The 14,778-nt window shown below is 64.7% G+C and carries 10 protein-coding genes; 7 read left to right on the top strand and 3 right to left on the bottom strand.

The window, feature by feature from the left end; translation table 11 throughout:
• The first annotated feature begins 69 nt into the window (after positions 1-69).
• A complete protein-coding gene (locus ACM42_RS11275; RefSeq protein ID WP_271527995.1) occupies positions 70-750 on the top strand; it encodes an MBL fold metallo-hydrolase in 681 nt (226 codons plus the stop codon).
• Between the two features lie 62 nt (positions 751-812).
• On the opposite strand, the gene ACM42_RS11270 is transcribed toward ACM42_RS11275, so the two are convergent.
• Positions 813-1,988, bottom strand: a complete 1,176-nt coding sequence (locus ACM42_RS11270) for an extracellular catalytic domain type 1 short-chain-length polyhydroxyalkanoate depolymerase (protein WP_271527994.1) — start codon at positions 1,986-1,988, stop codon at positions 813-815.
• Between the two features lie 141 nt (positions 1,989-2,129).
• Entirely contained in the window at positions 2,130-3,542 is a 1,413-nt protein-coding gene (locus ACM42_RS11265; protein ID WP_271527992.1) for an MFS transporter, read from the bottom strand.
• A 273-nt stretch (positions 3,543-3,815) separates the two neighbouring features.
• Here ACM42_RS11265 and ACM42_RS11260 point away from each other — a divergent pair, with 273 nt between their 5' ends.
• The gene (locus ACM42_RS11260) at positions 3,816-5,057 is read left to right on the top strand and encodes an LLM class flavin-dependent oxidoreductase (RefSeq protein ID WP_271527991.1); all 1,242 of its coding nucleotides are present in this window, start codon (positions 3,816-3,818) and stop codon (positions 5,055-5,057) included.
• Positions 5,058-5,241: 184 nt separating this feature from the next.
• A complete protein-coding gene (locus tag ACM42_RS11255; RefSeq protein WP_271527990.1) occupies positions 5,242-6,618 on the top strand; it encodes a cytochrome P450 in 1,377 nt (458 codons plus the stop codon).
• A gap of 138 nt (positions 6,619-6,756) precedes the next feature.
• Here the strand turns inward: ACM42_RS11255 and ACM42_RS11250 are convergent, their stop codons facing one another.
• Positions 6,757-7,596 carry an SDR family NAD(P)-dependent oxidoreductase gene (locus ACM42_RS11250; protein WP_271527989.1) on the bottom strand — a complete coding sequence of 280 codons (840 nt, stop codon included), beginning with the start codon at positions 7,594-7,596 and terminating at the stop codon, positions 6,757-6,759.
• A gap of 179 nt (positions 7,597-7,775) precedes the next feature.
• On the opposite strand from ACM42_RS11250, the gene ACM42_RS11245 reads away from it, so the two are divergent.
• The 4 genes from ACM42_RS11245 to ACM42_RS11230 all read left to right on the top strand — a co-directional run bounded on the left by ACM42_RS11245 (position 7,776) and on the right by ACM42_RS11230 (position 14,764).
• On the top strand, positions 7,776-8,741 hold the full coding sequence (locus ACM42_RS11245) for a sensor histidine kinase (RefSeq protein ID WP_271527988.1): 966 nt from the start codon (positions 7,776-7,778) through the stop codon (positions 8,739-8,741).
• Between the two features lie 319 nt (positions 8,742-9,060).
• Complete coding sequence (locus ACM42_RS11240) at positions 9,061-10,797, top strand: putative bifunctional diguanylate cyclase/phosphodiesterase (protein ID WP_271527987.1); 1,737 nt, start codon at positions 9,061-9,063, stop codon at positions 10,795-10,797.
• A gap of 258 nt (positions 10,798-11,055) precedes the next feature.
• Positions 11,056-12,498 carry a sigma-54 interaction domain-containing protein gene (locus tag ACM42_RS11235; RefSeq protein WP_271527986.1) on the top strand — a complete coding sequence of 481 codons (1,443 nt, stop codon included), beginning with the start codon at positions 11,056-11,058 and terminating at the stop codon, positions 12,496-12,498.
• Between the two features lie 241 nt (positions 12,499-12,739).
• Positions 12,740-14,764, top strand: coding sequence for an acyl CoA:acetate/3-ketoacid CoA transferase (locus ACM42_RS11230; RefSeq protein ID WP_271527985.1), 2,025 nt, complete (start codon positions 12,740-12,742; stop codon positions 14,762-14,764).
• Positions 14,765-14,778 lie beyond the last annotated feature (14 nt).

The following is a 14,778-nucleotide window of genomic DNA, read 5'->3' as shown; positions in this document are numbered from 1 at the left end:
AACCTCTCGGACCGAGTCTTTTGCGAATCTTTTGCTTGGCGGACCGACAAAAATCGGCATTGTGGCGCCATGACCGAGCAAACTGACACCCAGGACTCCTCGCCACCCAAGGCGGGCGCGATCATCGTTCCCGTGACGCTGTTCGAGCAGAACTGCACCATCATCTGGGACGAGCCCGGCAAGAAAGCCGTCGTGATCGATCCCGGCGGGGACGTGCCGAAGATTCTGGACGCGATCAAGCAGACCGGCGTCACCGTGGAGAAGATCTGGCTGACTCACGGCCACATCGATCACGTCGGCGGCGCGGCCGAGCTGCGCGAGGCGCTGAAGGTGCCGATCGAGGGCCCGCATGTCGCGGACAAGTTCCTGCTCGACAATGTCGTCGCGAGCGGCGCGCGCTTCGGCATGACCGGCGTGCGCGATTTCGCGCCGGACCGCTGGCTCGACGAAGGCGACACCGTGTCGATCGGCGAACTATCCTTCGACATCCTGCACTGCCCGGGTCATTCGCCCGGCAGCGTGGCGTTCTTCAACAAGGCGTTACGTTTCGCCCATGTCGGCGACGTCCTGTTTGCGGGCTCGGTCGGGCGCACCGATCTGCCCGGCGGCAGCCACGCCACGCTGATCAATTCCATCAAGACAAAACTGCTGCCGCTTGGCGACGATGTCGGCTTCATCTGCGGCCATGGCGCTGGCTCGAGCATCGGCCAGGAGCGGATGACCAATCCGTTCATCACCGGCGAGATGTAGCCACAAGCTCCGCTGGCGTCCCGGACAAGCGTCAGCGCAGATCCGGGACGAAAGGGCGGGAGCTACTTCATCAATCCCGCGGCCGTGAGCGCGCGCGTGATGATCTGGCCGAGATCGAAGCCGCGAGCGTTCTCGCGCTGCGGCTCCGCCGGCTCTTCGGCAATTGCTGCACGGATCGAGCGGGCGAGATGCGGCGCGGGCGACAGCGCCGGCTTCATTGCAGGCTTGGCCTCCGCCTTCTTCGTCGCGGCGTCCGGAATCCAGCCGGTGAGGCCGAAGAACTTTGCGATGTGGTAGGACGAGGAAATGCCGGCCTCGATCAGGAATGCGCCTTCGACGCCGTAGCGGTGATCGTTGTCGGCCAGCCCGAGCGGCGTGCCATGCGCCATATCGGCGATGGCGAAGGATTCGACCAGCGTCTCGCCGTCCTTGTTCCACCAGGCCTGGCGCGGATGGCCGTCGACGACCGTCTCCGCCATCGGCGCGTCAGGCAGGTCGTGCAGGTCGAGCCATTGCTTGACGATCTCGTTGGCATTGCCGGGATTGACGGTGCGGTCGGCGCTGCCGTGCCACACGGAGACCTTCGGCCAGGGCCCGCGATGATCAGAGGCGCTGCGCACGAGATCGCCGAGCTCGCGCGCGGGACGCGCTGGGGAATGAAACATGCCGTCGAGCGCCTCGCGCAGATTCGAGGCGATGCCATAGGGCAGTCCGGCAATGACCGCGCCGGCCGCGAAGACTTCCGGATAGGTCGCGAGCATCACCGACGTCATGCCGCCGCCGGCCGACAGGCCGGTGATGAAGACACGCCTGGAATCGATGCGGTGCGCCTCGACCATGTGCGCGATCATCTCGCGGATCGAATGCGCCTCGCCGCCGCCGCGCACGGTGTCTTCCGGATTGAACCAGTTGAAGCAGGTGTTGCCGTTGTTGACACGCTGCTGCTCGGGCATCAGCAGCGCGAAGCCATAGTGCCTTGCCAGCGTCGACCAGCCCGCGCCGAGATCGTAACCGGCTGCCGTCTGCCCGCAGCCATGCAGCACGACGACCAGCGCGCGCGGCTTCTGCAGGTGCGCCGGCACGAACGTGAACATGCGCAAGGCTCCGGGATTGTCGCCGAAGCCAAGCACCTCCTCCAAGGGGCTCGATGATTCAGCGCTGCGGCCGAGCTCGGCAAAGCGCAGTCCGTCCAGCCTCGGCAGACGTCTCAAGAGATCGATATTCTTGGCTAACGACACGGCAACTTCCTGGTGAGCGACGTTCAACGTCCAGCCCAACCAGATAGTTGCTGCATTGCAAAATAAAAAGACCGTGCGCTGTCAATCTCGCGAAAAGGCCACGGATTCCCGCAGGAATCCCCACGTATTAACCGCAATGCCTCAACATCGTGCAGATGCACGGCGCATCCACGCCAGAAATGCGGCGCAGATCATGATCAATGTCACAAACAGCACGAGCGACGCGAGGAATCCTGCGCGCGCTGATTGCAAGGCTTCGACCGCGAAGAATACCGCGCCGATTGCGGCCACTCCGGCCGCATTTCCGACCTGCGCCGTCGTGCCGTAGATGCCGGAGGCCGAGCCTGCGGCGACAGGCTTCACCGTCGAGAGCACGGCGCCCGAGAGCGGCGCCATCACCAGTCCTTGACCATAGCCGAAGACGATCGTGGTGAGCGCGAGCAGGAGCGGCGACGGCGCATCGATACAGCTCACAACAAGCGCCAGTGCGACGAGGCCGACGATCTGAAGCGCGCAGCCTTCGAGCAAAACCCTGGTGCCGCGATGGCGCGCCCGCACCCCGCTGTGGCGCGAGGCCACGACGAAGGCGAGCGCGAGCGGAATGAAGGACATGCCGGCCGCGAGCGGCGGGAACTTCAGGCCGCGCTGCATGAACAGCGTCATCACCAGATAGAACGAGAGATTGGCGACGAAGAAAAAGAAGGCGGCGCCGAGGCCGCGCAGAAAGGCGGCGTCCGCCAGCAGCGTGAGATCGATCAACGGCATGCCGCCGGCGCGTGCGACCACTTGCTCCAGCTTCAGGAACGCGGCGAGGATCATGCCGCCAGCCGCCATCACCGCCCACAGCCACGGCGCCCAGCCGACATCGTGACCGAACAGCAGCGGGCCGATCAGGCACAACAGCCCCGCGAACAGCACCACACTGCCCTTGATGTCGAGCCTCGTACCGGCCCGCCGCGATGACGATGGCATGATGCGCCATGCGGCAGCCGCGATGACGACGCCAAACGGTACGTTGACGAAGAACACCGAGCGCCAACCAGTGCCGGCGAGGTCGATTGTGACGAGAAGACCGCCGAGCAGGAAGCCTGCGGCGCCCGCAAGCCCGAGCACGATGCCGTAAATAGCGAAGGCGCGGTTGCGCTGGCCATCGGTGAACAAGAGATGCAGCGTCGCAAGCACCTGCGGCACCATCAGCGCCGCGGTCGCGCCCTGCGCCAGCCGCGCGACGATCAGTTCCGCCCCAGATTGCGAGAGGCCGCACCAGAGCGAGGTCAAGGTGAAGCCGAGCAGGCCGGCCAGGAACACGCCCTTCGTGCCGTGGATGTCGCCGAGCCGGCCGCCGGTCACGACCAGCGTGGCATAGGCGATCAGGTAGATCGCGATGATGGCTTCGATCTGGGCCGGCGAGGCCTTCAGGTCGACCGCAATCGTGGGAATGGCGACGTTGACCACGAAGGCATCGACGCCGAACATGAACTGGGCGGCCACGACGATTGCGAGGACCCACCAGCGGCGGGAAGAATCAGTTTGTTTTGTGATGATTTGATGCATTGGCGCGCGGATCTGGACTCGTGACCCGATGATTTCAGACCGCGTGCGGTGTCGCTATTACCTCACAGGTAGGATTCGTGTGCGCTTAGCCACTGGCGGAGGGGAAAGCCCGGCCATGGTGGTGCGGAGCGCCTGCACGCAAGCACGAGAGCAGGAAGAAGTCACACGCATGCCTGCATTCCGCAACACGGGACATCGTGCGATTGCCTTCGTGCCATCGGGCACGTAGCCTCCCCCTCTCAACAAACAGAAAATTCAGCCGGAGAGACCGCCATGGCGCGCCTGAAGTTCGGAGCCTTCCTTGCCCCGCATCACCCGATCGGGGAGCACCCAATGCTCCAGTTCCGGCGCGATCTGGACCTCGTCGAGCAGCTCGACGCGCTGGGCTATGACGAGTTCTGGTGCGGCGAGCATCATTCGTCCGGCTGGGAGATGATCGCCTCACCCGAGATGTTCCTGGCTGCGGCCGGCGAGCGTACCAAGCGGATCAAGCTCGGCACCGGCGTGGTGTCGCTGCCCTATCACCATCCCTTCAACGTCGCCCAGCGCATGGTGCAGCTCGACCACATGACCGGCGGCCGCGCCATCTTCGGCTCCGGCCCCGGCGCGCTCGCCTCGGATGCGCACACGCTCGGCATCGATCCGATGACGCAGCGCGACCGCCAGGACGAGGCGATCGGCATCATCCGCCGCCTCTTCAACGGCGAGCGCGTCACCGCCAAGAGCGACTGGTTCACGATGAACGACGCCGCGCTGCAGATCCTGCCCTTGCAGGAGGAGATGCCGTTCGTGGTGGCCTCGCAGATCTCGCCCTCCGGCATGACGCTGGCCGGCAAATACGGCATCGGCATCATCTCGCTGGGCTCGATGACGACGCAGGGCCTGATGTCGCTGCAGCAGCAATGGCAGTTCGCCGAGGATGCCGCCAGGAAGCACGGCACCAAGGTTAACCGTGCCGACTGGCGCGTGCTGCTGACCTTCCACATCGCGGAGACCCGCGAGCAGGCGCGCCGCGAAGCGGGCGCCGGGCTGATGCGTTGGCACAACGAATATAATGTCGGCACGTTGCAGCGGCCGGGCCTCACCGCGTTCTCCTCACCCGACGAAGCGGTCGACAAGACCGCCTTCGTCGAGGGCGCCGCGTCCACCATCGGCACGCCCGACGATCTCGTCAAGACCATCAAGAACGTGATGCAGGTCTCCGGCGGCGTCGGCGCCATCATCGGCTTCGTGCACGACTGGGCCAATCCGGAAGCGACGCGGCGGAGCTGGGACATGGTGGCGCGCTACGTCGTGCCCGAGATCAACGGTTACATCGACGGCCTTCGCAAATCGCAAAAATTCGTGATCGAGAACCGCGCGATCTTCGAGCGCGCGGGGCAGGCCGTGATGGCCAAGATCATGGAGAACGAAAAAGCCGCCGAGGCGCTGAAGGTCACCGGCCCCGGCCGCGTCGCCATTCCCGCAGTCAACGCCCCGGATCTGCAGAAGGAAGCGGCGAAGCGGCAGGCCTAAAGCGATGTAAAATCGGTACGAGCGGTTGGCTGGGTTCACCTCTTCCTACGGGAGAGGTGAATCGCGCGCCCGCGGCGCTTTTGCACGTGAGAGCCGCCACATCATCCTCGTCAAATCGTGCTATGCTGTCTCTCAGTCGAGCGCGATCGCGCGCCTGTTTGGTCAGCCAACCGGAGCAATCGTCATGTCGATGCAGAATGTGGCCGTCCCCGCGCTTCAGTTCAGCCCGCCCAGACGCAATGAGCTGACCCACATTCCTGGCGACGAAGGCTGGCCGATCATCGGCAAGACGTTTCAGGTGCTCGCCGATCCCAAGGGCCATATCGAAGCGAACGGCGCCAAATACGGCCTGGTCTACCGTACGCATTTCTTCGGCGAGACCAATGTCGTGCTGCTCGGGCCCGAGGCCAACGAGCTCGTGCTGTTCGACCAGCAAAAGCTGTTCTCCTCGACGCATGGCTGGAACAAGGTTCTGGGCCTGCTATTTCCGCGCGGATTGATGCTGCTCGATTTCGACGAGCATCGCCTGCATCGCAAGGCGCTGTCGGTGGCGTTCAAGTCCGGGCCGATGAAGTCCTATCTCGGCGATCTCGACCGCGGCATTTCTGCGCGCGTCGCGCAATGGAGGGCAAAGCCCGGCGAGATGCAGCTCTATCCCGCGATGAAGCAGCTCACGCTCGATCTCGCTGCGGCTTCGTTCCTCGGCGCCGATATCGGGCCTGAGGTCGACGAGATCAACCGCGCCTTCGTCGATATGGTCGCCGCCTCCGTCTCGCCGGTCCGCCGCCCTCTGCCCGGCACCCAGATGGCGCGAGGGGTGAAGGGACGCAAGCGCATCGTTGCCTATTTCCGGGAGCAGATTCCGCTCCGCCGCGGCAATCATGGCGGCGACGATCTGTTCTCGCAGCTCTGCCGCGCCACCCATGAGAACGGTGCGTTGCTCTCGGAGCAGGACATCATCGACCACATGAGTTTCCTGATGATGGCGGCGCACGACACGCTGACGTCGTCGCTGACGTCCTTCATCGGCGAGCTCGCCGCCAATCCGGACTGGCAGGACAGGCTGCGCGCGGAGGTGCTCGCGCTCGGGCTTGCCCCGGGGGCGCCGAGCAGCTTCGACGATCTCGAGAAGATGCCGCTGTCGGAGATGGCGTTCAAGGAAGCGCTGCGGATCAGGCCGCCGGTGCCGTCGATGCCGCGCCGCGCGATGCGCGATTTCAGCTTCAAGGGCTTTGCGATCCCCGCCGGCACGGCGGTCGGCATCAATCCGCTCTATACGCACCACATGAAGGACATCTGGCCGGAGCCGGGCCGCTTCGATCCGCTTCGCTTCACCGAGGAAGCGCAGCGCAACCGCCACCGCTTCGCCTTCGTGCCGTTCGGCGGCGGCGCGCATATGTGCCTCGGCCTGCACTTCGCCTACATGCAGGCGAAATGTTTCGCGCGGCACTTTCTGCAGAACATCGAGGTGTCGCTCGCGCCCGGCTACAAGCCGGACTGGCAGATGTGGCCGATCCCGAAGCCGCGGGATGGGCTGCGGGTGACCGTGAAGGCGGTTTAGCCTCGCCTCTCGTGTCCCGGACGCGCGAAGCGCGAGCCGGGACCCAGAAGCAGACGCGGTCGGCTGCGGCGAGATGGGCCCCGGCTCTGCGGGGCGGCACTTCGCGCCGCACCGCGTCCGGGGCACGAGACCTATCCGCTACGCCCCCTGATCGAACGCCTTGCGCAGCGCCACGTAGCCCTGCTGCTGCTGGCTCCAGTTGCGGCCGCCGGTGATGGCGCCGTCGACGACGAGGTCGTGGCCGTTGACGAAGCTGGATTCGTCGCTGGCCAGGAACACCGCGGCCTGGGCGATGTCGTCGGGAAGGCCGGCACGCGGGATTGGCTGCGCGGTCTTGTAGACCTCGCGCATCACCGCCGGCGTCTTCTCCGCTGCGTCGGTCGAGAGCCCCAGCGCCTTGCCGAAGATGCCCGTTGCGATCGCGCCCGGCGAGATCGAGTTGACGCGGACGTTGGATTCGCCGAGCTCCATCGCCACGCATTTGGTGAGATGGATCACCGCCGCCTTGGCCGCGCTGTAGACCATCGACGACGAGAAGCCGGCGAGGCGGCCGGCGATGCTGCCATTGTTGATGATGCTGCCCGCCCCCTGCTTCTTCATGTAGGGCGCGGCGTGCTTCATGCCGAGCATGACGCTGCGCACCAGCGTCGCCATCGCCGCGTCGAACCGCTCGGCCTCGAGGCCCTCGATGCCGCCGGTCTGCGCCGGCCCGCCGGCATTGTTGAACAGGCAATCGATCCTGCCGAACTTGTCGACCGCGAGCGCGATCAGCGCCTGCATCTGCGCCTCGACCGTGACGTCGGTCTGGCGGAAGATGCAATTGGCCCCGAGTTGCTTTGCCAGTGCCTCGCCTTCCGGTACGCGCCGGCCCGCGATCACAATTTTGGCACCTTCGGCAACGAAGACTTCCGCAGTGCGCAATCCGATCCCGCTCGTCGCCCCCGTGATCACCGCAACCTTGCCGTCCAGCCTGCCCATGGAATGTTCCTGTTTTCGAGTGATTTGATGCCAAATGGCGCATGTCGGCCGCCGCCGTCGCCGGAGCGGCCACTATCCCTGCCCGCTTCCGACAAGGCAAGCTATGCTTGTGCGGGCGGCATGCGTAACGTTCTCACGGGCCGCTCGATGTTCGAACGCATATCGCAACTGGGCTGCGCATGGGGAAGCTGATCGACGAGTTCCGCAAGGGCTGGCAGGGCGCGGCGCCGCCCTCGCTCGGTCTGAGCATCTCGTTTGCGATAGTCTGCCTGTTGGCCGCAACCCTGGTCCGCTGGGGGCTCGCTCAGGTTCGCCCCGACATCTACTTCACGCCGTACTTTCCGGCCGTGTTCTTTGCAGCTGCCCTGGGAGGATTCCGGATCGGCGTGGTCACGGCGCTGATCGGCGGCGTGCTTGGAGTCGTCCTGAATTTCGGCGATGCCTTTGCCGATCGCGCTCGGTTTGCCCTGCTGGCCCTTTACTGGGCCGTCTGCGCGATCACCATCTGGGGTGTCGAGCACTATCGTACCATGCTGGCAGAGCAGCGCCGGATCTCCAAACGCCTGATCGAGGAAGAAGAGTATCGCAAGCTGCTGGTCGAGGAGCTGCAGCACCGGCTGAAGAACAAGCTGTCGACTGTGCATGCCGTGCTGCACCAGGTGCTGCACGACCACCCGCAGGTCTGGGCCCGGGTCGATCCCCGGCTGCGCTCGCTGGCCGCAACGGACGATCTGATCTCGCGGATCGACAAGGGCGGCTGCGATATCCGCGACCTCCTGATCTCGGAGCTCGGCCCCTATGGCCATGTCCGCTTCACCCTCAATGGCGATCGATTGTTCCTGCCGCCGAAGCTCGCGGTCACGCTGTCATTGATGTTTCACGAGCTTGCCACCAATGCGGGCAAGTATGGCGCATTCTCCTCGCCGCGCGGCCTGTTGCAGGTGTCCTGGACCATCAGCGACGATCGCCTGACCATCACCTGGGACGAAACCGAGGGGCCGAGCGTGGACAAGGTGTCCGAGCCCGGTTTCGGCACCAAGTTGCTGAAATCAGCATTGTCGTCCTTCGATGGCAGGACCGAGATCTCGTATCTGAAGACCGGGCTGCATTGCATCATGCACTGCCGGGTCCCGCGCAGCGAATAGAGAATGATGAAACGGCCCCGCCCCCGGATCACCTTTCCGCAGCGGAGAAGGGTGTCGACTGCGGCTCGCACCGTTCAATCAAGGTTCATACGCAGCCGGACTCGATCCAAGCGAAAGCGCAGCCACGCCCTCCGTTCGCAGTTTCACTTGACGCGTTGACCCTCTGTTAATGACGATCGTCAGCGCGCGTCGCATCGTCGCAAGTTTTCTCCAAAACACCCCCGTATTTCTCCCGCCCCCTTAACCAAACTTAAGAGGGAGCTGCGCAAGATCGCGCCCATTGCAAAGGCGCGCCGAAACAACAAGATTCATGACTTGTATGAACGACAATCAATATTCCGGCGCGACTGAAGCCGAGCTCAGTTTTCTCAAGGAAATCGTTAGAATGCTGCCGGCCGGCCTCACCGTGCAGGACGCGCATGGCGAGCTTCTGCTGGTCAACGATGCCGCCGCCGCCCAGCTCGGCATGGACGGCAGCCGCCCCTCACCCGATCTGACTCCGCGACACGAAGCCTGCCGGCAGGCACTGAGCGCCGGCCAGGCGGTCGTGACCGAGGAGGCGCTTCACGTCGGCGCCGCACGCCAGGTGCTGCTCACGACCCATCGTCCCGTTCGCCTCGCCGGACGCGAGCTCCTGATCTCGGCGTCCTCCGACATCACCGAACAGAAGAATTTCGAAGACCAGCTGTTCCGCTCGGCCTACTTCGACGAGCTGACCGGATTGCCCTCGCGGCGCGTGATCGAGCATCACGCCAATAATCTGCTCGCGAACGGTCGTGGCGGCGAGCGTTTCGCGCTTGCCTTCCTCGACGTCGACAATTTCAAGCACATCAACGACTATTACGGCCACTCGGTGGGAGACGCGCTGCTGGTCGAGCTGTCGAGGCGGCTCGGGCGCGACCTGCGCGATTCCGACATGCTGTCGCGCATCTCCGGCGACGAATTCCTGCTGCTGCTCTCCCCGATCCAGAGCCAGGAGGAAGTCGCCGAGTTCATGCAATCGACGCTGGAACGGCTGACCGCACCGTTCTTCATCGACAATTCGGAAGTCTTCGCCTCGACCTCGGTCGGCATCAGCCTCTATCCCGACCACGGAAGCAGCTTCGAGACGCTGCGGCAGAACGCCGACATCGCGATGTACCGCATCAAGAACAACGGCAAGGGACTGGCGGCCTTCTTCGACACCGGCATGGAGCGCGAGGCGCAGGCGCGGATGAAGGTCGAGCAGTCGCTGCGGCTCGCTATCCTGGAAAAGCGCTTCTGCTGCGCCTTCCAGTCCAAGGTCGACATCCGCACACAGGCCGTGAAGGGCATCGAGGCCCTGGTCCGCCTGCGCGACGACGAAGGCGTGATCCAGGCGCCCGGCTCGTTCATCAATCTTGCCGGCGAGCTCGGGCTGATCGACGAGCTGACCCATCTCGTGCTCGCCGAGATCGTCAAGTCGATCGACCTGATCAACGACACGTTCGGCGCGGATGCGACCATCAGCATCAACGTTGCCGCCAAGCAGGCCGGCAATCCCGAATTCATGCGCAGCTTCGCGCGGGCGCTGGACGACACCGGCTTTCCCCAGCGCTTCATGATGGAGGTGACGGAAGACGCCTTCGTCGCCAAGAATCATTTCCAGGCCGAGATCCTGCCGATGTTCCGCAAGCTCGGCGTCGGCATCTCCATCGACGATTTCGGCACCGGCTATTCCTCGCTCTCGGCGCTGGCCGACATCACCGCGGACGAGATCAAGATCGACCGCTCCTTCATCACCGACATCCATAAGCGCCCGCGCAGCCAGGGTATCCTGCGCGCGATCGAATCCTTGAGCGAAGCGCTCGGCATGACGGTGATCGCCGAAGGCCTCGAATCCTACGAGGAGCTCGCCTACCTCCAGGCGGCAACGAAGATCCGCTACGCGCAGGGCTACTACTTCTCCCGGCCGATCTTCCTGGAGGAGCTGAAGCTCGCAACGCCCGTCTCCAGCGAGGCGCGGATCAGCGTGGCGAGCCGCCCGATGCAGCAAAACCGCCAGGGCTATTCGCGGGCGAGCGGGTATCGGCGGTAGGGCTAAAGCGGCGCAACGCACACCGCTGTCGTCCCGGGCTAGCGACAGCGCAGACCCGGGATCCATAACCACAGGGAGCCGTGTGACGCGAAGCTCCCACTCCGAGTCTTCGCCAAACATCTTCCTGTGGGTATGGGTCCCGGGTTCGCTTCGCGCCCCGGGACGACAGCAATTGCCGAGCTCGCTGAGTGCCCATTTCCCCCCTTTGAAATTGCTGGCCTTTTGCTAATACACAGGCGAACCTCCCCGAGGTATCTCATGTCTGCGCCTTCCTCCTCGATCAGCGACCCCGTCTATCTCCGTGCGCGCGCGATGGAGACGCTGTTCGCGCGGCTGGAACAGCTCTGTGAAGGTGCGATTGCGATCGACCGCGGCGGGCGCGTCGTCTACGTCAACGAAAAATATCTCGCAGCGCTCGGCCTCGGGCGCACCAGTGAGGCGATCGGCCGGCCGATCGAGGAGGTCATCCCGAACAGCCTGATGCGGAAGGTGGCCGAGACCGGCGAGCCGATCCTGCTCGACATCATGGAGCTCGGCGGCGAGCAGCTCGTCGTCACCCGCATGCCGATCGAGGACGAGAACGGGACGGTGATCGGCGCCATCGGATTCGTGCTCTATGATCATCTCGAAAGCCTGAAGCCGCTGCTCGCCCGCGTCACCCAGCTCGAGAGCGATCTGCGGCTGGCGCGGCGGCAATTGTCCAACGCCCGCGCGGCGCGCTTCACCTTCGCCGATTTCGTCGGCAAGACGCCGGGTATCGCGCAGGCCAAGGAGCTCGCAAGCCGTGCCGCGCGGCAGAGCGTCACTGTGCTGGTCACCGGCGAGACCGGAACGGGAAAGGAGATGCTGGCGCAGGCGATTCACAACGCCTCCTCGCGCGCGGAGAAGCCGTTCGTCAGCGTCAACGTCGCCGCGATCCCCGAAACGTTGATCGAGTCGGAGTTCTTCGGCACCGCGCCGGGCGCCTATACCGGCGCCGACCGCAGGGGGCGCGAGGGCAAATTCCGCATTGCCGACGGCGGCACGCTGTTCCTCGACGAGATCGGCGAGATGCCGCTGCAATTGCAGGCCAAGCTGCTGCGCGTGCTCCAGGAGCGCGAGATCGAGCCGCTCGGTTCGGACAAGGTCTCGAAGGTGGACGTGCGCGTGATCGCCGCCACCAATGTGGATTTGCGCAAACGCGTCAGCGACGGCGCGTTCCGGCCCGACCTTTACTATCGGCTCAACGTGCTCTCGATCGAGCTGCCGCCGCTGCGCCATTGCCTCGACGATCTCCCGGACATCTGCGCCCGGCTGCTCGACGACATCAGCGGATCGGGCGACTACGTCAAGGCGAAGATCACGCCGAGCGCGCTCGCCGCGCTCGCGCGCTATGACTGGCCGGGCAATGTCCGCGAGCTCCGCAACATCCTCGAGCGCGCGCTGATCCTCAGCGATTCCGGGCGGCTGACCGGCGAGGATGTCGCGCGCATCCTCCCCGTCGACACCGAGGTCAGGCTTGCGCCGCCCGCGCGCCCGGCCGGAGCGGTGGTGCCCTATGCCGAAGCCGAGGCGGAGTTCGAGAAGCACACGCTCGAACAGGCGCTCGCCGCCAGCAACGGCCAGATCACGGAAGCCGCCAGGATGCTGCGGATCTCGCGCGCGACCTTCTACAAGAAGCTCGCCAAGTTCGGCCTCGCCACGGGACCGGCTGCCGTCTGAGTTTCGAGACTCCCCATGTCCGGAGTCTCGGATTCCGGACACGGTGCTTGGCTACTCTTTGACTGCAGACATACGGAAAATGCCGCAGCTTGGCCACTTTCCGCAAATTAACGGCCTCTGGCGCGGACCTTGCTCTCGTCTGCCTTCTCTCGTGGGGAGCGGCTGTTCCACGGCCGATCCCCACGATAAGATCAACGCAAAACAATAACGGCATGCGGTCGAAGGAATCGGGAGGAACGCCGTGAGCCAGCACCCAGCTCTGCCTTACTTGCGCAATTCCGAGAAGGGCAAGGTCGTGTCGGCGACTGAGGCCGTCATGCTGATCCGCGACGGCGACACCGTGGCGACCGGCGGCTTCGTCGGCATCGGCTTTGCCGAGGAGATCGCGATCGCGCTGGAGCAGCTCTATTTGTCCCACGAGGGCGATGCGCCCTACACGCAGGGCAAGCCGCGCAATCTGACGCTGGTCTATGCGGCCGGACAAGGCGACGGCAAGCAACGCGGCCTCAATCATTTCGCGCATGAAGGGCTGGTCCGGCGCGTGATCGGCGGGCACTGGGGCCTTGCGCCGAGATTGCAGCAGCTCGCGATCGCGAACCAGATCGAGGCCTACAACCTGCCGCAGGGCGTGATCACGCATCTATTCCGAGACATCGCCGCGCACCGGCCCGGACACATCACCCGCGTCGGATTGAGCACCTTCGTCGACCCCAGGCACGGCGGCGGCAAACTGAACGCGCGCACCACCGAAGACATGGTGGAGCTGATCAGGATCGGCGGCGAAGACTGCCTGCTCTACAAGACGTTTCCGATTCAGGTCGGGATCATCCGCGCCACCACCGGCGATCCCGACGGCAACCTCACCATGGAGAAGGAGGCGCTGACGCTCGAGGCGCTGGCCATCGCCATGGCGGCGCATAATTCCGGCGGCATCGTCATCGCCCAGGTCGAGCGCGTCGCCGAGGCCGGCAGCCTTAATCCGCGCCAGGTCAAGATTCCCGGCATCCTCGTCGACTGCGTCGTCGTGGCAAGGCCGGAGAACCACTGGCAGACGTTCGGCACGCAATACAATCCGGCTTTCAGCAGTGAGATCCGCGTCCGCGCCGCCTCTCTGCCGGTGATGCCGATCAGCGAGCGCAAGATCATCGCCCGGCGCGCCGCGCTCGAGCTGAAAGCCAACAGCGTCGTCAATCTCGGCATCGGCATGCCCGAGGGGATCGCCTCGGTCGCGAATGAGGAGCGGATCATCGATCTCATCACGCTGACGGCGGAGCCGGGCGTGATCGGCGGCATCCCGGCGAGCGGCATCGATTTCGGCGCGGCGATCAACACCCAGGCCGTGATCGACCAGCCCTACCAGTTCGACTTCTACGACGGCGGCGGTCTCGATGCCGCCTTTCTCGGGCTTGCCCAGGTCGACCGCGTCGGCAACCTCAATGTCAGCAAGTTCGGGCCGAAGCTTGCCGGTGCCGGCGGCTTCATCAACATCAGCCAGAATGCCAAGGAGGTCGTCTTCGTCGGCACGTTCGGTGCGGGCAAGCAACGCATCGCGGTGCGCGACGGGAAACTCGTCATCCTCGACGAAGCCAAGTCGCGCAAGTTCGTCGATAGCGTCGAGCACGTCACCTTCAGCGGCCCGTTTGCTGCCGCGCGCAAGCAACGCACGCTGTACGTCACCGAGCGCTGCGTGTTCGAGCTCAGGGACGAGGGGCTCGAGCTCACCGAAGTCGCGCCCGGCATCGATGTCGAGCGCGACATCCTGCGCCTGATGGATTTCAAGCCGCTGATCCCGCGCGACCCGGCGCCGATGGACGCGCGCATCTTCGGCGACGGCCTGATGGATCTGCGCGAGCGCCTGCTCACCATCCCGCTCGACCAGCGCTTCACGCTGGACGAGCAGCAGAACCTGTTCTTCGTCAACCTGGAACGCTATCCGCTACGCAGCAAGGCCGAGATCGACACCATCGCGTCCCTCGTCGAGGCCAGGCTGGCGCCGCTCGGACGCAGGGTCTACGCCATCGTCAATTATGACAACTTTTCCATCCTGCCGGAGCTGATGGACGATTATTCAGCCATGGTGCGCAGCCTCGTCGACCGCTTCTATTCCGGCGTGTCGCGCTACACCACGTCGGGCTTCCTGCGCATCAAGCTTGGTGAAGCCCTGGAGAAACGCGGCGTCGCGCCGCACATCTTCGAAAGCGCGGAGGAAGCGCAGTCGGACTGGCGCCAGGTCGAGGCCGGCGCAGCGAGGCAGGCCCAAAAATGATGCATGCCCGCAAA

The organism is Bradyrhizobium sp. CCBAU 25338 (assembly GCF_028128965.1).
Lineage (GTDB): Bacteria > Pseudomonadota > Alphaproteobacteria > Rhizobiales > Xanthobacteraceae > Bradyrhizobium > Bradyrhizobium liaoningense.
The sequence above is the reverse complement of the archived record's forward strand: the minus strand, read 5'-3'. Positions and strand labels throughout refer to the sequence as shown.

Excerpts from the sequence above, each read along its gene's own strand:
- ACM42_RS11265 (WP_271527992.1), bottom strand. The coding sequence starts at position 3,542 with ATGCATCAAATCATCACAAAACAAACTGATTCTTCCCGCCGCTGGTGG.
- ACM42_RS11275 (WP_271527995.1), top strand. The coding sequence starts at position 70 with ATGACCGAGCAAACTGACACCCAGGACTCCTCGCCACCCAAGGCGGGC.
- ACM42_RS11255 (WP_271527990.1), top strand. The coding sequence starts at position 5,242 with ATGTCGATGCAGAATGTGGCCGTCCCCGCGCTTCAGTTCAGCCCGCCC.
- ACM42_RS11235 (WP_271527986.1), top strand. The coding sequence starts at position 11,056 with ATGTCTGCGCCTTCCTCCTCGATCAGCGACCCCGTCTATCTCCGTGCG.
- ACM42_RS11250 (WP_271527989.1), bottom strand. The coding sequence starts at position 7,596 with ATGGGCAGGCTGGACGGCAAGGTTGCGGTGATCACGGGGGCGACGAGC.
- ACM42_RS11260 (WP_271527991.1), top strand. The coding sequence starts at position 3,816 with ATGGCGCGCCTGAAGTTCGGAGCCTTCCTTGCCCCGCATCACCCGATC.
- ACM42_RS11240 (WP_271527987.1), top strand. The coding sequence starts at position 9,061 with ATGAACGACAATCAATATTCCGGCGCGACTGAAGCCGAGCTCAGTTTT.
- ACM42_RS11245 (WP_271527988.1), top strand. The coding sequence starts at position 7,776 with ATGGGGAAGCTGATCGACGAGTTCCGCAAGGGCTGGCAGGGCGCGGCG.